General features: G+C 66.3%; 16 protein-coding genes. 1 reads left to right on the forward strand and 15 read right to left on the reverse strand.

Annotated elements, in window-relative coordinates; translation table 11 throughout:
- Nucleotides 1-10 precede the first annotated feature (10 nt).
- The 12 genes from JI743_RS04575 to JI743_RS04630 form a co-directional block, all read right to left on the reverse strand.
- Nucleotides 11-1,246: an FtsW/RodA/SpoVE family cell cycle protein gene (locus tag JI743_RS04575; RefSeq protein WP_201926361.1), complete on the reverse strand. Its 1,236-nt coding sequence runs from the start codon at nt 1,244-1,246 to the stop codon at nt 11-13.
- A 4-nt stretch (nt 1,247-1,250) separates the two neighbouring features.
- On the reverse strand, nt 1,251-2,558 hold the full coding sequence (gene murD / locus JI743_RS04580) for a UDP-N-acetylmuramoyl-L-alanine--D-glutamate ligase (protein ID WP_201926363.1): 1,308 nt from the start codon (nt 2,556-2,558) through the stop codon (nt 1,251-1,253).
- Nucleotides 2,555-3,625, reverse strand: a complete 1,071-nt coding sequence (mraY, locus tag JI743_RS04585; RefSeq protein ID WP_201926364.1) for a phospho-N-acetylmuramoyl-pentapeptide-transferase — start codon at nt 3,623-3,625, stop codon at nt 2,555-2,557. Before mraY ends, murD begins: the two co-directional genes overlap by 4 nt.
- Nucleotides 3,625-5,001, reverse strand: a complete 1,377-nt coding sequence (locus JI743_RS04590; RefSeq protein WP_201926366.1) for a UDP-N-acetylmuramoyl-tripeptide--D-alanyl-D-alanine ligase — start codon at nt 4,999-5,001, stop codon at nt 3,625-3,627. Before JI743_RS04590 ends, mraY begins: the two co-directional genes overlap by 1 nt.
- Nucleotides 4,998-6,437 carry a UDP-N-acetylmuramoyl-L-alanyl-D-glutamate--2,6-diaminopimelate ligase gene (locus JI743_RS04595; RefSeq protein ID WP_201926368.1) on the reverse strand — a complete coding sequence of 480 codons (1,440 nt, stop codon included), beginning with the start codon at nt 6,435-6,437 and terminating at the stop codon, nt 4,998-5,000. The genes JI743_RS04590 and JI743_RS04595 overlap by 4 nt, the downstream gene beginning before the upstream one ends.
- Nucleotides 6,437-8,131 carry a peptidoglycan D,D-transpeptidase FtsI family protein gene (locus tag JI743_RS04600; RefSeq protein ID WP_201926370.1) on the reverse strand — a complete coding sequence of 565 codons (1,695 nt, stop codon included), beginning with the start codon at nt 8,129-8,131 and terminating at the stop codon, nt 6,437-6,439. The genes JI743_RS04595 and JI743_RS04600 overlap by 1 nt, the downstream gene beginning before the upstream one ends.
- Nucleotides 8,128-8,724 (reverse strand): hypothetical protein, encoded by a 597-nt coding sequence (locus JI743_RS04605; protein WP_201926372.1) that lies wholly within the window; start codon nt 8,722-8,724, stop codon nt 8,128-8,130. The genes JI743_RS04600 and JI743_RS04605 overlap by 4 nt, the downstream gene beginning before the upstream one ends.
- Nucleotides 8,718-9,710, reverse strand: coding sequence for a 16S rRNA (cytosine(1402)-N(4))-methyltransferase RsmH (rsmH, locus tag JI743_RS04610; protein WP_201926373.1), 993 nt, complete (start codon nt 9,708-9,710; stop codon nt 8,718-8,720). Before rsmH ends, JI743_RS04605 begins: the two co-directional genes overlap by 7 nt.
- Complete coding sequence (locus JI743_RS04615; RefSeq protein ID WP_201926375.1) at nt 9,707-10,207, reverse strand: division/cell wall cluster transcriptional repressor MraZ; 501 nt, start codon at nt 10,205-10,207, stop codon at nt 9,707-9,709. Before JI743_RS04615 ends, rsmH begins: the two co-directional genes overlap by 4 nt.
- A gap of 271 nt (nt 10,208-10,478) precedes the next feature.
- Nucleotides 10,479-11,609 (reverse strand): Gldg family protein, encoded by a 1,131-nt coding sequence (locus JI743_RS04620; RefSeq protein WP_227339854.1) that lies wholly within the window; start codon nt 11,607-11,609, stop codon nt 10,479-10,481.
- Nucleotides 11,610-11,650: 41 nt separating this feature from the next.
- On the reverse strand, nt 11,651-12,037 hold the full coding sequence (locus JI743_RS04625) for a hypothetical protein (RefSeq protein ID WP_201926379.1): 387 nt from the start codon (nt 12,035-12,037) through the stop codon (nt 11,651-11,653).
- A complete protein-coding gene (locus tag JI743_RS04630) occupies nt 12,034-13,014 on the reverse strand; it encodes a cysteine synthase A (RefSeq protein WP_201926381.1) in 981 nt (326 codons plus the stop codon). The genes JI743_RS04625 and JI743_RS04630 overlap by 4 nt, the downstream gene beginning before the upstream one ends.
- Before the next feature lie 189 nt (nt 13,015-13,203).
- Here JI743_RS04630 and JI743_RS04635 point away from each other — a divergent pair, with 189 nt between their 5' ends.
- Nucleotides 13,204-15,330, forward strand: coding sequence for a TonB-dependent receptor (locus JI743_RS04635; protein WP_201926383.1), 2,127 nt, complete (start codon nt 13,204-13,206; stop codon nt 15,328-15,330).
- A 40-nt stretch (nt 15,331-15,370) separates the two neighbouring features.
- On the opposite strand, the gene JI743_RS04640 is transcribed toward JI743_RS04635, so the two are convergent.
- Genes JI743_RS04640 through fabD form a run of 3 tightly spaced genes read right to left on the reverse strand, consistent with a single transcriptional unit; the run spans nt 15,371 to nt 17,651 of the window.
- A complete protein-coding gene (locus JI743_RS04640) occupies nt 15,371-15,910 on the reverse strand; it encodes a hypothetical protein (RefSeq protein ID WP_201926385.1) in 540 nt (179 codons plus the stop codon).
- A gap of 34 nt (nt 15,911-15,944) precedes the next feature.
- Complete coding sequence (fabG, locus tag JI743_RS04645; RefSeq protein ID WP_201926387.1) at nt 15,945-16,688, reverse strand: 3-oxoacyl-[acyl-carrier-protein] reductase; 744 nt, start codon at nt 16,686-16,688, stop codon at nt 15,945-15,947.
- A gap of 24 nt (nt 16,689-16,712) precedes the next feature.
- Nucleotides 16,713-17,651 (reverse strand): ACP S-malonyltransferase, encoded by a 939-nt coding sequence (gene fabD / locus JI743_RS04650; RefSeq protein WP_201926389.1) that lies wholly within the window; start codon nt 17,649-17,651, stop codon nt 16,713-16,715.
- Nucleotides 17,652-17,692 lie beyond the last annotated feature (41 nt).

The following is a 17,692-nucleotide window of genomic DNA, read 5'->3' on the forward strand; positions in this document are numbered from 1 at the left end:
TTTCGGGCGGTCATTTCTTGTTCCAGTTGCGGGTCATCGACACCCGCGCCGCATAGGGGTTTCGCCGGGTCAGCGACAAGAGCAAACCCATGCCGATCGACAAAGCGATGAACGACGATCCGCCATAGCTGATGAACGGCAGGGTCATCCCCTTCGACGGGAAGAGCTGGGTGTTCACCGCCATGTTGATCGTCGCCTGCCCGCCGAACTGCGCGATCAGCCCCGCAACGGCAAGGATCAGGAAACTGTCTTCCTCGTCAAGCAGGCGTATGAGCACGCGCACGATAATCGCCAGATAGAGCAGCGCGATCGCGATGCACGCGATCATACCGAACTCCTCGCCGATCACCGAAAAAATATAGTCGGTATGTGCTTCGGGAAGCTGGAACTTGGCAAGACCCGCCCCCGGCCCCGTTCCGATCAGTCCCCCGGCGGTGAGCGTCGCATGCGCCTTGTCGACCTGAAAACTGTCGCCCTCGGCAAAGAGCCAGATGTTGATGCGCTGCTGCGCCACCGGATAGAAGAAATAGGCAGCGACAAGTCCTGCAAAACCCGCACCGACGAGCCCCCACAGGATGCGCATCGACAGTCCGGCGACGAGCACGAGCACGAACCAGGTCGCCGCAAAAATGATCGTCTGGCCGAGGTCGGGCTGCGCCATCAGCAGCGCGGCGATAACCCCGGTCAGCACGAAGGACAGGGGAACGACCGGCAGGCTCTGATCCTGCAGGCGCAGCGACAATATCCAGGCGAGCGAGACTGCGAACAGCGGCTTCAGAAATTCGGACGGCTGAAGCCGGAACACACCGCTCCCGATCCAGCGCTGCGCGCCGTTGACCGCCGTTCCGATGAGCGGGACGAGGAACAGCAGAAACAGGAAAAAGAGCGTCCCATAAATGGCGAAGCGCCTTGCCTGCGGCTTAGGCAGCATCGAAACGGCAAGCATCGCAGGCACGCCGACGATGACCCACATGATCTGGCGATAGAAAAAATAAAGCGGATCGAGGCTGGCGGTCGTCGTCGACAATTTCTGCGCGGCGACGGGCGAGGCTGCCGCGACCGCGACCAGCCCAACGGCAACCAGCATCATCACGAGCATCAGCAGCACGCGGTCGATTTCCCAGAACCACAGGCCGAGCGGCGTGCGGTCGGCGCGGCTGAGGCGCGGGCCGCGCCGTTTCGCATTGCGCGCCGCGGCTATCAGCGGGCGTTCGGTCGCGTCAAGATTGTCGCTTCCCCCGGCCATCGGCTCATCCCCCCCCCAGCGCCTGCACCGCAGCGCGGAAGCTGTCGCCGCGCGCCTCATAGTCCTTGAACTGGTCGAACGAGGCGCAGGCGGGCGACAACAGCACGACATCGCCCTCGCCGACGGCCTCGGCCGCACGCGCGACTGCGGTCGCCAGATCGCCCGCGCACTCGACCGGGATGGCGTCGCCGATCTCCGCCGCGAAACTCTCCATCGCCTCGCCGATCAGATAGGCGCGCTTGACGTGACCGAACCAGGGGCGGCACGCTTCCAGTCCGTCGCCCTTTGCCTGCCCTCCCGCGATCCAGTGCAAACGCTGGTCCGGCGCCGGCGGGAATGCCGCCAGCGCCGGTGCAGCGGAAGCCGCATTGGTCGCCTTGCTGTCATTATACCAGCGGGCACCACGGGCTTCGCCGACCAATTCCATCCGGTGCGGGAGCGACTTGTAGGTCGCGAGCCCGCGCTCGATCTGCTCGTCGTTCAGGCCAAGGACGCGGCACACGGCGATCGCGCAGACGGCGTTCTGCGCATTGTGCGGCCCCTGGAGCGCCGGCCAGCGCGCCTGGTCGGCAGGGTCGATGTCCTTTGCCGAAACGCGGTGGAGGCGGTGGTTGATATGGCTCGCGACCGCTTTCGACGGGCCGTCGTCGGTCGCCACGATCGCCACCTGGTCGCGATGCTGGAGGCCGAAGAGCCGCGCCTTGGACGCGACATAGCCTTCGAAGCCGTCGTAGCGGTCGAGGTGATCGGGCGAGATATTGGTGAGCACCGCGACGTCGCAGGAAAGTTTGTGCGTCAGATCGATCTGGTAACTCGACAGTTCGAGCACATAGACGCCCCCGTCGGGAAGCGGATCGCGCGCGAGGATGGGCAGGCCGATGTTCCCGCCCATCAGCACGGAGCGCCCCGCGCTTTCGAGCATATGCGTGACAAGCGCGGTCACCGTCGACTTGCCGTTGGTGCCGGTGATGCCGACGACCTTGTGTGGCGGCAGGTCGGGCCGCGCTTCGGCAAACAGCTCGACGTCGCCGATGACCGGAACATGCGCCTCGCGTGCGTGCGCGGCGATCGGGTGGCGATTGAGCGGGACGCCGGGCGAGACGACGACGCCCGAAAAGCCGATCAGGTCGATGGTCAATGGATCGCCGATATCGGCGCCGAGCGCCATCGCCTCGTCGCGCGCTTCTTCGCGCTCGTCCCACGCGGTGACGCCCGCGCCGCTCGCGATCAGCGCTTCGACGGTCGCGAGACCCGAGCGCGCCAGTCCCAACACCGCAAAGCGGTGACCGGCAAAGGCCCGCGAGGTGATCACCGCAGTTTCAAGGTCGCAAGCCCTGCCAGCGCGAGGACGATCGAGACGATCCAGAAACGGATGACGACCGTCGACTCGGGCCAGCCGAGCTGCTCGAAATGATGGTGGATGGGGGCCATGCGGAACACCCGCTTGCCCGTCCTTTTGTACCAGAAGACCTGGATGATGACCGACAGCGCCTCGACGACGAACAATCCGCCAACGAGAACCAGCACCAGTTCGTGTTGCGCGGTTACCGCCATTGTCGCCAGCGCGCCGCCGAGCGCGAGGCTGCCGGTGTCGCCCATGAACACCGCCGCGGGCGGCGCGTTGAACCATAGAAAGGCCAGACATGCCCCGATGATCGCCGCCGCGAATATGGCAAGCTCGCCCGCGCCCGGGACATGCGGGATGCCAAGGTAGCCCGCGAATTTCACATTGCCCGACAGATAGACGATGACGAGGAAGGTCAGCGCCGCGATCATGACGGGGAAGGTCGCGAGTCCGTCGAGCCCGTCGGTCAGGTTCACCGCATTGCCGAAACCGACAATGAGCACCATCGCAAAGACATAATAGAGCGGCCCCAGCGGGATCACGACATCGTTGAAAAACGGCAGATAAAGATCGGTCCCTGTGCGCGATACGATCAGCAGCACAGCGATTCCGGCGATAACAAATTCGACCAGCAAGCGCACCCGCCCCGGAATCCCGCGATGGCTCGCCTTGGTGACCTTGTCGAGATCGTCGAGGAAGCCGACGACCGCGAACCCCGCGGTCACGAACAGACACGCCCAGACGAAGCGGTTGGACAGGTCCATCCACAGCAGTGCCGACACGATCAGCGACACCAGGATCATCAGCCCGCCCATCGTGGGCGTACCTTTTTTCGACAAATGGCTCTGCGGCCCGTCGTCGCGGATCGGCTGTCCCTTGCCCTGCCGCGCGCGCAGCATCAGGATGAAGCGCGGACCGATCCACAGCCCGAGGATCAGCGCGGTCGCCACGGCGGCGCCCGAGCGAAAACTCAGATAGCGGATGAGATTGAGCGCCCCCGGAAAGCCAAGCCATTCCGCCAGCCAATAAAGCATCAAATATCCCCGTCCGTCAGCGCTGCCACGACATGCGACAGTCCGACGCTGTTCGATCCCTTGACCAGCACGGCGTCGCCGGGCCTGATCAGGTCGCCAAGCCGCGCGACCGCGTCCTGGTGCGCGGCCACATGCGCGAAATCCATCTGCCCCTCAAGCGCTTTGGCGAGCGGCGCCATTTCCGGCCCGACAAGCAGGGCGAACTGCACTCCCGCAGCGACGAGCGGAGCGGCGAGCGCCGCATGATAGGCGTCGCTCCCCTCACCCAGCTCGCGCATCGCGCCGAGAATCGCGACGCGGCGCTCGGCAGATTCGTTTGCAAGCCCGCCGATGGTCGCAGCCATCGACGCGGGGTTGGCGTTATAGCTTTCGTCGATGACGAGGATATGCCCGCCCGGCACCGCGACCCGATGGCGCGCGCCGCGTCCGGCGAGTCCGGCCATTTCGGCGAAAGCCAGCCCCGCGGCGGGCAGGTCGCCGCCCACGGCCTTGACCGCGGCGAGCACCGCCAGCGCGTTCGATACCCAATGCTCGCCCGCCTGCGCGATGGTGAAGCAGAGTAGCGCGTCCTGCACCTGTGCCGTGACGAGCGACCCGCCGTTACCGTCGGGCAGCCAGTCGACCGCGCGCACATCGGCCTCCTTGCCAAGGCCAAAGCTCACGACATGCGCGGCGTGACGCTCGGCCTTCGCACGCAGCCGCGCGTAATGCGGGCTGTCAAAGGGGATGATGGCGGTGCCGCCGGGTTCGAGCCCCTCGAAAATCTCGCTCTTCGCGTCGGCGATGGCTTCTTCGCTGCCGAAAAACTCCATGTGCGCGGGGGCAATCGTCGTGACGATGGCGACGTGCGGACGGACGAGCCGCGTCAGCGCGGCAAGCTCGCCCGCGTGATTCATCCCCATTTCGAACACGCCATAATCGGAAGACGCAGGCATGCGCGCGAGGCTGAGCGGAACGCCGACATGGTTGTTATAGCTTTTGACCGAACGATGCGCCTTGCCGGGACGGAAGCGGTCGAGCGCAGCGAACAATGCCTCCTTCGTCCCCGTCTTGCCCGCCGATCCCGTCACGCCGATAATCCGCGCACGACTGCGCGACCGCGACGCGGCACCGAGCGCATCCAGCGCAGCAGCACTGTCCGCTACGCGGACGTGCGGGTGGTCGATCGCGGTTTCGCAGATCACGCCCGCCGCGCCCGCCTCGATCGCCTTGCCGATGAATTTATGCCCGTCGGTTTCCTCGCCCTTCATCGCGATGAAAAGATCGCCTTTGGTCACCTCGCGCGAGTCGAAGGCGACGCCGCCCACGGTGAAGTCGGCGCTGGCGGTTCCGCCAGTCGCATCGGCAATCGCGCGCGAAGTCCAGAGCGACGTCATGCCGCCTCCTCGCGCGCCACGCTGACATCGTCAAAGGGAATGACGCGCATTTCGTCGCCGCGCCCGACGATCTGGCCCTGTTCGTGGCCCTTGCCGGCGACGCACACAATGTCGTCGGTCCCTGCGGCCGCGATGGCAGCGGCAATCGCGGTACGCCGGTCGCCGATCACTTCGGCGCCGGGCGCCCCCTCGGCGATGGCGGCGCGGATCAGCGCCGGGTCCTCGCCGCGCGGATTGTCGTCGGTGATGAAGAGGAGGTCGGCCTTCGCCGCTGCGACCTTGCCCATTTCGGGGCGCTTTGCCTGGTCGCGGTCGCCGCCCGCCCCGAACACGAGGATCAGTCGGCCCGACGCATGCGGACGCAGCGCGTCGAGCGCCGCGGCGATGGCATCGGGCGTATGGGCATAGTCGACATAGACCGGAGCGCCCGAGCGCGTGATCGCGGCACGCTCGAGCCGACCGCGAACCGGCTGGAGCCGTGCGAGGTCGGCAAGCGTCTGTCCGGTCCGTCCGCCTGTCGCGATGACGAGGCCCGCCGCGACCAGAGCATTGGCGGCCTGGTATGCGCCGATCAGCGGCAGGTCGATGCGATGTTCCTGCCCCTCGGCGGCGATCACAAGCGACTGGCCGAGTTGGGTGGGCGCCCGCGCGACGAGGCGCAGCGTCTCGCCCGCCGCTCCGACCGTCAACAGGCGCAGGCCGCGCGCCTCCGCCGCCTCGATCACCGCGCGCGACGCACCGTCGTCGCTCCACACGACCGCCGTGCCGTTGTCGGCGACGACCTCCGAGAACAGGCGCAGCTTGGCGGCGAGATAGGCCTCCATCGTCCCATGATAATCGAGATGATCGTGGCTGAGATTGGTGAAGGCGGCGGCCTTTACCGGCAGCCCTTCGGTGCGATGCTGGTCGAGACCGTGGCTCGACGCCTCGAACGCCGCGTGCGTCACGCCCTCGGCGGCGAGGCCCGACATATTGCTGAGGAAGGTCACGATGTCGGGCGTCGTCAGCCCGGTCGTCGCGCGATCGGTCGATGTGGTTATGCCGAGCGTGCCAATCGACGCCGCATGAAATCCCGCCATTCGCCACAGCTGGCGCGTCATTTCGACGGTCGACGTTTTGCCGTTCGTGCCCGTCACTGCGACGCTGGTCGCCGGAAAACGGTGAAAGAAGCGCGCGGAGGCAATCGCGAAGGCGCGGCGCGGATTGGCGTCGGCGATATGCGCGGCGCCCTCGACGCGCGCTTCGGGCCGCGCGACCACCCCGACGGCGCCCGCAGCAACGGCCGCCGGAATAAAGTCCTCGCCGTTGAATTTCTCGCCGACGAAAGCGCCGAACAGCGTGCCCGGCGCAACCTTGCGGTGATCGATGGCCAGCCCCGTCACCACCGGGTTTGCACCCTCCAAATCGACTTCAGGAAATAGCGTCGCCAGACGCATTATTGATCTTCCCCGTTTCTCCACAGCAGGGGTGTCAGCTCGGACACGTCGACGTCGCGGCTTTCGTCGGGATATACGCCGAGCATCGGTCCCGCGCGTGTGACGACCTTGCGCACGACCGGCGCCGCGGTCCACCCGGCGGTGCGCTGCCCCGAACTATAGGCGTTCCCCTTTGGCTCGTCGATCATCGCGACGACGACATAGCGCGGATTGTCCATCGGAAAGGCGGCAGCAAAGGTCGCGACGACCGAGCTGCGGCGATAACCGCCAACGCCCGGCTTTTCGGCGCTGCCCGTCTTGCCGCCGACGCGGAAGCCGGGCGCCTCGGCCTGCTTTCCGGTGCCGTCGGAGACGATGAGGCGGAGAAGTTGGCGCATCCGCGCGCTCGTCGCCGCCTTGAACACGCGGCGTCCTTTGGGCGGCGCCTTGTCGCCTAGCTTGGTCAGCGTCGCGGGACGATAGATGCCGCCGTTAACGAGCGTCGCATAGGCGTTGGCGAGGTGCAGCGGCGTCACCGCAATGCCGTGGCCATAGCTGGTCGTCATCGTCGTCAGCCGGCCCCAATCCTTGGGCCAGAGCGGGAAGGCGCGTTCGCTGATGTTGATTTCGGGCCGACCATCGAACGCGAGGTCGCGGAACAGCTTTTCCATATTTTCGCGCCCAAGCTCGTCGGCGATGCGCGCGGTGGTGATGTTCGAGCTGTGGATCAGCGTTTCGGGAACGTTGAGCCAGCGACGCGACGGGTGGCTGTCGCGGATGCGGAAGCCGGCAATCGCCAGCGGCTCGGTCGCGTCGTAGCGGCGCGCCATGCTCGTCACCGTGCCCGCGTCGATCGCCGCTGCAACCGTCAGCGGTTTGAAGGTCGAACCGAGTTCGTAAAGATTGTACGTCACCGCGTTGCGGCGGGTCGCGGGGTCGCTGCCCAGCAGCTTGTTCGGATTATAGGTCGGGAGCGACGTCATCGCGAGGACTTCGCCGGTATGGACGTCGAGGATGATTCCCGCGCCGCCCAAGGCTTCCAGGTTGGTCACAGCGTTGCCGAGCTCGCTTTCGAGCACGCCCTGCACACGCGCGTCGATCGACAGCGCGAGCGGATCGGCGCGCGTCGCATCGTCGATCAGGCGCTTGTCGAAAGCGCCCTCGACGCCGGTGATGCCATGCCCTTCGGCATTGGTAAAGCCAAGCACATGCGCCGCGAGGCTCAGCTGCGGATAGAGGCGTTCCTTTTCGCGCGGGAAATCGAAGCCGACATCGCCGATCGCATTCACCGCCGCAACCTGGTCGGGGAGCGCGCGGCGGCGGATATAGGTCGGGCGCGGCCCATTGAGTTTGGCGAGAAACTCGGTACGCGAGGTGTCAGGGAAAATCTTGACCAGCTCGTCCGCCAGATAATTGCGGTCGTTGAGCAGCTTTTCGGGCACGACGCGGATCGAATAGCCGTCGATCGTGCGCGCGAGCGGGACACCGTTGCGATCGACGATGTCGGCGCGCGCCGGCACGAAGGTCGACGCCCCCTGCCCGCGCCCCGACCCGGTATCGAACAGCGCGAAATAGACAAGGCGCACCGACACGAGGAAAAAGGCCGCCATGAACAGCAGCATCAGGATCATCAGCCGCTGCTGCGCGGTCAGCAATATCTGCTGCCGCACTCCTGCGGTACGAACTCGGGCCGGACGGACGACCAGCGTGTTCATTGCGCGGTCTTGCCCTCCGCAGCTTCGCGCGCGGCGGCGCGCTTGAGTTCGGCGAGCGTCGAGTCGGCAAGCAGCTGATCCTCGATCATCTTGAGCTGCTCGCGTCGCCGCGTCGGCGTCATCCTCGGCGTGACGTCGCTGCGCACGTCGCTGGCAACCGGGGCGGCCTGCGCGAGCACGATGGGTTTGTCGGCGGGCTTGGCGACGGGACTCGTCTTCGGCGCCTCGGCCACCGCAACAGGCGACACCATCGCCATCAGCACCGGCGCGACCTCGTTGGCGCCGCGGGCGCGCGGCAGCCCGTCGAGCGACGCGAGCTGGCGCTCGTTTTCCAGATATTGCGATGCCGACGGGGCTGAATAGCCGAAGGATTCGGCGTTCCACTGTTCGAGCTGGCGCATCGAGGCGCGCACCGCGAGCTCGGATTCGAGGTAGCGGATATTGCCGCGCGTCCGTTCGATATCCTTTTCGATCTGCGACAGCTCGCTGCGCGTCGCCGCAACCTTGAGCGACACGGGATAGAGCATCATCGCGAATATGAGCACGAGAAGCACCAGGCCGATTCCCTGGAGCTTGCGAGCAGCCATCAACATGACATCGCCTCCTTGCCTGTCTTTCCTTGGGTCGAATTGCCGGGCCAGGCGGGAGCCGCGGTCCGGACTGCGCTACGCAATGTTGCCGAGCGGGCACGCGGGTTGCGTGCCTCTTCGGCCTTGCCCGGCCGCACCTTGCGCGCCGGGGGTTCGAAAGTGGCGGCCCGCGCCAGAGGGAGCGGCGCGGGCCGGTGGCGCGAACCGGCGGCGTCGCCGCCGCTGCGTTCGCGCAGGAAGTTCTTCACGATGCGATCCTCGGTGCTGTGAAAGCTGACCACCGCGAGGCGGCCGCCGGGGCGCAACAGGCGCTCGGCGGCACTCAGCCCCGCGACCAGCTCGTCGAGTTCGGCATTGATGTGGATACGGATCGCCTGAAAGCTTTTGGTTGCGGGATCCTTGGGCGCGCCCGGCGGGTGGCGGAGCGCCTTGCGGATTACCGCGGCGAGTTCGCCGGTGCGCGACAGCGGGCGCGCCGCAACGATGGCACGCGCAACGCGGCGCGACTGGCGTTCGTCGCCATAATGATAGAGCACATCCGCGATTTCCGCTTCGTCGGCGCGGTTCAGCCAGTCGGCAGCACTTTCGCCCTCCTGCGCCATACGCATGTCGAGCGGCCCGTCCTTCTGGAACGAAAACCCGCGCTCGCCCTGATCGAGCTGCATCGACGACACGCCGATATCGAAGGTGATGCCGTCGACCGCGTCGATGCCGCGCTCGGCGAGCAGCCGGTCGATTTCGCCGAAACGACCGTGGATCAGCGTCAGCCGACCTTCCGCCTCTTCGACGAGCGCCTGCCCTTCGGCAATCGCATCGGGGTCGCGGTCGCACGCAACCACCTCGGCGCCCGCGGCGAGCATCGCGCGCGTATAGCCGCCCGCGCCGAAGGTCGCATCGACGTGACGCTCGCCGGGGGCGATGGCGAGAGCAGCGATGACTTCTTCGCGAAGGACCGGATCGTGACGGGGATCTCGAGCGAGGTCGGTCACTTGCGCCCCTTCCCCTTCGTTTCTTCCCACGCCTTGGCGAGCCGCTGGAGCACCGGGTCGGCCTCCACGCATTCGGCGAGCGTCGGCAGCCACCAGATTTCGAAGCGGCGACCCGACCCGACAAAGGCGGTCGCGCCGCCGTCGCCGACGCGGTCCCGCGCGGTGAAATTGGGAAGGAAGCGCCCGCTGTCGTCGAGCGCATAGGGCTCGGTATAGCTGAACCGCTTTTTCGACGCCTCATCCTCGTCAAAGTCGAGATTGCGCGCGAGCGCCGTTTCGCGGTCGCGTTCGATTTCGTCGATCAGCCGGTCATACTGGTCCTGGCCATAGGCAACGAGGCACGGCAGCTTTTCGTGGAAACCAACCCAGAGCACGCGCTGGCCGTCCGCATTGAGGGGCACATTGTTGCGGAACTGCGAAGGAACGGCGATGCGCCCCTTGCCATCGATTGCGGCGAAGTTGGTGCCCGAATAACGGCCGGGCGTCACAATCGCCATCGCTTTAGCCCCCCGTCTCGCGCCTCCGGGCAATATTTTCCTGATCGCGGAATCACCGATTTCGCGCCGAAAGACTCAGGTGGAGATTGCCCCTCTCCGCCACCTGAGTATCAACTATCGATTGGGGTGAAAAGGGGAAATTTAGGGTGGAATAGGGAAATCATGCCCATTTGGCGGTAAAATCGGGGCGAATGGTCGACAGGTCGGGGACGCAGACGAACGAAGGCCCGCTCCCAAACGCCAAAATGTCAGAAATTAGAGGGGGATGGCGTCAGTCGCCGCGCGGACGAATCCACAGCGGCGCGATCCGGCTATCCCAGGCATCACCGCGCAACCGGGCCGGAAGCCACGCCATCGTGTCGGCGCGCCGCAACCAGGGCGCCCACGCCAGCGGCGACCGCCACTGACTTTCGTGCAGCAGGTCGGCATCGCCGACGATCAGGGCGCGCCCCGCGCCGATGCGGCATTCCGCCACTGCACCGCCGCCGAGGGCGCGGCAGGTCGACGGGAGGCGAACAAAGCGGCCCGCAGAATGGAGGCGCAGCAATGGCCCCTCGCGGGAAAGCTGGATCGGCACATCGACCTGATCGGCCGGCGCGGGCGCGGCAAGCTCGACACCCCAATGGTCGAGCAGCGGGGTCAGCAGGCTGGTAATCGGCGGGTTGCGCGGATCGCCCAGCGGATACGGCGGCGGCCAGCTCGACAATGCGTCGGCAAAGAGGATCGCTTCCCCGCCCTTGCGGACATGGTCATCGATGCGAACCAGATCGGCAGGCGCCAGCGCGCGTGGATGCGCCAGAAGCAATCGCGCGTCGGGCGGCAGCGCCTCAAGGCTATCGACGAGGCGCAGGTCGACCGCGCGGTCGAGTTGGACGAGAACGGGATGATCGGCAGGCCCGCGGTCGAGCATCGACGCGAGATCCGCAGCGCCGCCCCAGCGCAGCGGCAATCCGGAAAGCATGACCGCGACCGGCCGCACGGCCGGCTCGCCGCCGCCGCGGTGCAGCAACGCGATCGTGCCGTGCGACCCGGCGAACCACAAGAGCACGGCGAGCAGCGAAGCCGGCCAGCGTACCGCCCGCGGCCAGCGCACGGCGACCTTATCGAGTGCCTGCGCCGCCGTCAGGCAAACTGCGCCGGCAAGGGCCGTGACCAGCAAGGCCGGAACACCTGGCCGCGCTGCCAAAATGAGGTGCAGCGCGCCCTGCAACGCAATCAGCAATGCCAGCGCGGCAACGGCTGCCCACGCGCGGCCTGCCCGATCGGTGTCACGCATCAGCCGCGCATGGAGGAGCGCACCCGGCATCAACAGGGGAACGGCCAGCCATGCATCGACCCGGCCGGTCAGCGCCTGGCCGCCAAGATACCAGCCGAGCAGCAACGCGGGAGCGGCATAGGCCACGCCAGCCGATAAAATGCGCGCCCCGGCCACGCGCGCGGCGCTCACTTGGCCGACTGGCGCGCGCGTTCGAGGGCGGGGTCGGGTTCGAGGTCGGGAACCGTTGCCGAAGACGCCGCCTGCGGCACCTTGGCCCCCGGTTGGGCGTTCACGTCCTTCGACTCCTTGGACACCGGCTGGACGCCCAACTCTTCGAGCGGCGCAGCGCCCGCCTTCTCGTCGCCCGGCATCTTGACTGTTTCGGTTGCGGCGGCGTCTTCTGCAACTTTCTCGCGGGCGCGGTCGCCGATCAATCCCGCCATACCGACGAGCAGCAGCACGGTCAGCACCCCGGCGACGCCGATCTGAAGCCGCCGCATCGAATCGTTCGTCGGCTCGGGCTGCGGCGGCGCGACCGCCGGAATCGGGGCTTCATATTGATTGCCGTTCATGCCGCGGCCTCCGCCAATCCTTTGCTCGCCAGCCACTCGGGGTTGTAGAGCGTCGACAGATAGCGGAACCCGCTGTCGCACAGGATGGTTGCGATGCGTTTTCCGGGACCGAGCTTGCGCGCAAGCGCCATTGCGCCCGCAACATTGATTCCCGACGACAGGCCGAGGCACAGCCCCTCTTCGTCGAGCAGGCGGCGAACGATCGCCAGCCCTTCGGCATCCGAAATGCGGAACTGCGTATCGATCGGCGCACCGTCGAGGTTGGCGGTGATGCGGTTCTGGCCGATGCCTTCGGCAACGCTCGACCCTTCGGGCTTCAACTCGCCGCACTGGTAATAATTATAGAGCCCGGCGCCGTGCGGATCGGTGAGCGCGACGACGACGTCGGCATCTTTCGCCTTCAAACCCAAGCCGGTGCCCGCGATGGTGCCGCCGGTCCCTGCCGCGCAGGTGAAACCGTCGACGCGGCCATCCATCTGTTCCCAGATTTCCTCGGCAGTGCCGCAGACATGCGCCTTGCGGTTGGCGATATTGTCGAACTGGTTCGCCCAGACGGCATTTTCGGTTTCCTCGGCGATGCGGCGCGAGGTGTGGACGAAATGCCCGGGATTGGCAAAAGGTGCGGGTGGGACGAGCACGAGTTCGGCGCCGAGCGCGCGGATCGTCGCCATTTTTTCGGCGCTCTGATTGTCGGGCATGACGATAATCGTCTTGTACCCCAGCGCATTGCCGACGAGCGCGAGCCCGATTCCGGTGTTGCCGGCCGTGCCCTCGACGATGGTGCCGCCCGGACGCAGCAGTCCGTTCGCCTCTGCGTCGCGGACGATATAGAGCGCCGCGCGGTCCTTTACCGAGCCGCCGGGGTTGGCATATTCGCATTTGCCCCAGATTTCGCAGCCCGTGTCTTCGCTCGGCCCCTTCAGCAATACGAGCGGTGTATTGCCGATCAGGTCGAGGCTGTTTTCAGCTATGATCATGCCCCATGATCTAGGCTCGCCGTTCCGCCCCCGCAAGACAGCTTCGCTTCGCGGGGCGATTGCCGATCTTCATCGACGAGCGGCCTGTTTCCTTCGGCCAGCGGTCGCAAATCCCCGCGCGGGGCCTTGCAATAGTAACTATATAACATTACTGCGACGCGCGAAATCGAACTGAAACAGGAATATTCCATGCACATGCTCCCCTCCGCAACGGTCACGCTCGCGCTGCTCCTTGCCGCCCCCGCCTATGCACAAGACCGGGCGCCGACGGGCAACGACGATGTGCACACGGGCGAGCCGATTATCGTGACCGCGCCCTATGTCCGCAGTCTCGACATCCTCGGCAATGTGTCGGTGCTGGAGGGCGACGAGCTGGCGCGCGACCTGCGCGGACAGATCGGCGACAGCCTGACGCGCCAGCCGGGCGTGTCGGCGACCAGCTTCGCCCCCGGCGCCTCGCGCCCCGTCCTGCGCGGTTTTTCGGGCGAGCGCGTGCGCGTGCTCACCGACGGTATCGGATCGATCGACGTGTCGAACACCTCGGCCGACCATGCGGTGACGATCGACCCGCTGACCGTCGAACGCGTCGAAATCCTGCGCGGCCCCGCGGTGCTTCTGTTCGGTAGCCAGGCGATCGGCGGCGCGGTCAATCTGTTCGACCGCCGCATCCCGCGCAAGGTTCCCGCCGACCATGTCCACTTCGACGCCATCGGCGGCTTTGCGACGGCGGCCGATGACGGCAATGTCGGCGCCTCGGTCGACGTCGCGCTGACGCCGCAGATTGTCGCGCATCTCGACGGCAGCTGGCGCAAGACCGGCAACCTGCGTTCGGGCGGTTTCGTTCTTGCCCCCGGGCTGCGCAGCGAACTGCTCGACCTTGCCGAAGAAGAAGCCGAAGAGGGCCATGCCGAAGAGGCGGCCGAACTGACCGAACAGGCGAATGCTCGCGGCAAGATCGCCAACACGGCAAGCGAAACCTGGACCGCGGCGGGCGGCCTTTCGCTCATCAACGAAGGCGGCCAGTTGGGCGTGTCGGTTTCCTATTACGACAGCAAATATGGCGTGCCGAGCCGACCCGGAACCGAACATCATCACGAAGAGGGCGAGGAAGAAGGAGAGGAAGGGGAAGGTCATGGCGAAGAGGCCGTCACGATCGGCCTCAAGCAATGGCGCGCCGACCTGCGCGGCGAAGTCGAGCTCGGCGACGGCCTTTTCGACAAGCTCCGCATCCGCGCCGGCTTCGCCGACTATGAACACACCGAGTTCGAGGGCGACGAGGTCGGGACCGTCTTTACCAACCAGGGCGTCGAGGGCCGCCTGGAGCTCGCCCAGAACGATCGCGGCGGCTGGCGCGGCGCAAGCGGCGTCCAATATTCGCACCGCGATTTCGACGCCGTGGGCGCCGAGGCATTCGTCCCGCGCAACCTGACCGACCAGTTCGCTGTCTTCACCCTGCAGGAATTGACGGCAGGCCCGCTTGGCATTGAAGGCGCCGCGCGCTTCGAAACCACCAGCGTCCGCGCGCCGAGCCTGGGCGTCGAGCGCCGCTTCAACGCCTTCTCGGGCGCGCTCGGCGCGACCTATGACATTGCCGAAGGCGCCAAGATCGGCGCATCGGTCGCGCGCGCGGTGCGTGCGCCGTCGGCCGAGGAGCTATTCTCGAACGGCCCGCACATCGCGACGCAGGCGTTCGAGGTCGGCGACCCCGACCTCAGGCGCGAAGCCAGCTGGGGCGTCGAAGCCTCGGTCAAATATCGCAGCGACGCGTTCAACGTCGCGCTCACCGGCTATGCCAACTGGTTCGACGATTTCATCTATTCGGCGGCGACCGGAGACGAAGAGGACGAGCTTCCTGTCTTCCAATATTTCCAGAACGATGCGCGCGTGTGGGGTTTCGAGGCCGAAGCGAGCGCGCGGCTCGCACAGTTCGGCGGCTTCAACATCGTCGGCGACGTCACCGCCGACATGACGCGCGCCAAGATCCGCGGCGGCGTCAACCAGCATGTCCCGCGTATTCCGCCGCTGCGCGTGCTCGGCGGGATCGAGGCGCAGGGCGAACGGCTCGACGCACGCGTCGAGGTCGAATGGACCGACGACCAGACGCGCATCGCCGAATTCGAAACGCCGACCAAGGGCTTCACGCTGGTGAATGCGTCGATCAGCTGGCGCCCCCTGCCCGCGGCAAAGAATCTGACGCTGACGCTGGCCGCAAACAATATCTTCGACGTCGAGGCGCGCCGCCACGCGAGCTTTACGAAGGATTATGTCCCGCTCGCCGGCCGCGATTTCCGCCTGACGGCGCGCGCCAGCTTCTGATTGTCGCGCCGGGGCGGAGCGATACCGCCCCGGCGTTCGATCAATCGAGGAAATTCTTGCGCCGGTTCCAATAGATGGACGTCGACGCCGCATAGGCGCCCACCAGTTCCCAGATCTTGGGATCGACCTTTTCGATGTCGACGCCGCTGTCGATATAGGCCTGGACGATCTTCATGATCTGCTCCTCGCTCATTTCCTGCGACAGGTCGGGATTGGCGCCCGTGGGGCCGAAATCGAGCGCGCGGTCGATCACGACCGTCGACATATTCGATTCGGCCATACGGCTGCTCAGCCATTCGCGCGCGACGCGCGCGATGCTGTAGTCGAAATAGGCGGTCTTGAGATCCGCCGCTATTCCCTGCGATTCGGCGCAGCCGTCGACGATAGCGGCGAGTTCCTTGATCAGCGCCTCTTGCGCGTCGGCGGCGCCTTCGCCAACCATCGCCGACCCGAGCAGCGACCTTTGTCCGACGTCCATGCCGGCCACGCCGCAGTCGAGCTTGGCGCCCTCCTGCGCCGCGGTCGCCGCCGGCAGGGCGGCCAGCATCAGCACCAGGCCAGCCGGAAATGCCTTCATCATTGCTGTTCCTTTCGTGGCCGGCGCCAAAGCCGCATTACGACAGCATCGCCATCCCGCCATTAACATGAAGTGTCTGGCCGGTAACATAGCCCGCTTCCTTCGACGCGAGATAGACGACCGCCGCGGCAATGTCGTTCCCCTCGCCCATCCGGCCTGCGGGGATTCGCGTGTTGAGCGCTTCTTTCTGCGCGTCGGGCAGGTCGGCGGTCATTGCCGTCGCGATAAAGCCGGGCGCGACGCAGTTCACGGTGACGCCGCGGCTTGCGAGCTCCTGCGCGAGCGCCTTGGCCATGCCGGTGACGCCTGCCTTCGACGCCGCATAATTGGCCTGCCCCGGATTGCCCGTCGCGCCGACGACGCTGGTGATCGAGATGATGCGCCCGAAGCGCGCCTTCATCATCGGCTTCGCCGCGGCGCGCGCGAGGCGAAAATTGGCCTCGAGGTTGATCCGGATGACATCGGACCATTCGTCATCCTTCATCCGCAGGATCAGATTGTCGCGCGTGACGCCGGCGTTGTTGACGAGGATGTCGAGCTTTCCGCCCAGCGCCTCGACCGCCGAAGGGACCAGCGCATCGACGGCATCGGCGTCGCCAAGGTTACACGGCAGGGCGACATGATCGCCGCCCAGCGTATCGCGAAACGCGTTCAGCTTGTCGGCATTGGACCCCGAAACCGCCAGCCGCGCCCCCTGCGCCGCCAGCGCCTGCGCGATGGCCGAGCCAATGCCGCCCGAAGCGCCGGTAACAAGGGCAGTCATGCCGGTAAGATCGAACATGAAAATTCTCCTGATATGCGAAATTCAGAGCGCTTTGATGAGCGCCTCGATATCGTCCATCGAGATCAGGCTCGTCACCTCGACCTCGCCCGACGCGCTGCGTTTGACCATCGGCCCGAGCACCTTGCCGCCGAATTCGACGAACTGGCCGACCCCGATATCCTCCATCGCGCGCACGCTTTCGCGCCAGCGGACGCGGCCGGTGACCTGTTGAACAAGCAGATCGCGGATTTCAGCGGCGTCGCTCACCGGGGCCGCCGTCACATTCGCGACAACGGGGACGAGCGGCGCGGCGGGCGGGTTCGTACCGAGCGCTTCGGCCATTGCATCGGCGGCGGGCTGCATCAGCGGGCAGTGGAAGGGCGCCGACACGGGGAGCAACACGCCGCGCTTGATCCCGTAATCCTTGACCAGCGCGACGGCGCGCTCGACCGCGCCCTTGTGGCCCGAGATCACGACCTGCGACGGGTCGTTGTCGTTCGCGACGGTGCAGACCTCGCCGTCGGCCGCCGTATCGGCGAGCTTTTGCGCGGTGTCGATGTCGGCGCCGAGCAGCGCCGCCATCGCGCCGACGCCGACGGGCACCGCGGCCTGCATCGCCTGCCCGCGCGTCTTCAAAAGCCGTGCTGTCGTCGCAAGATCGAACGCGCCCGCGGCGCACAACGCACTATATTCGCCAAGGCTGTGCCCCGCGACATAATCGGCCTTCGCGGCGAGCGTCACGCCGCCCTCCTTTTCGAGAACGCGCAAGGTCGCAATCGCATTCGCCATGATCGCGGGCTGGGCATTCTCGGTCAGCGTCAGCTGATCCTCGGGCCCCTCGCTCATCAGCTTGAACAGATGCTGGCCGAGCGCGTCGTCGACCTCCTGAAACACCTCGCGCGCGACGCTCGATGCTTCGGCAAGCGCCTTGCCCATGCCGACCGATTGACTGCCCTGTCCCGGAAAGATGAATGCGCGCATGCCCCTGCCTTCATAATCGTCGTCCCCGCGAAGGCGGGGAC

Source organism: Sphingopyxis jiangsuensis, assembly GCF_016734905.1.
GTDB classification, from domain to species: domain Bacteria; phylum Pseudomonadota; class Alphaproteobacteria; order Sphingomonadales; family Sphingomonadaceae; genus Sphingopyxis; species Sphingopyxis jiangsuensis.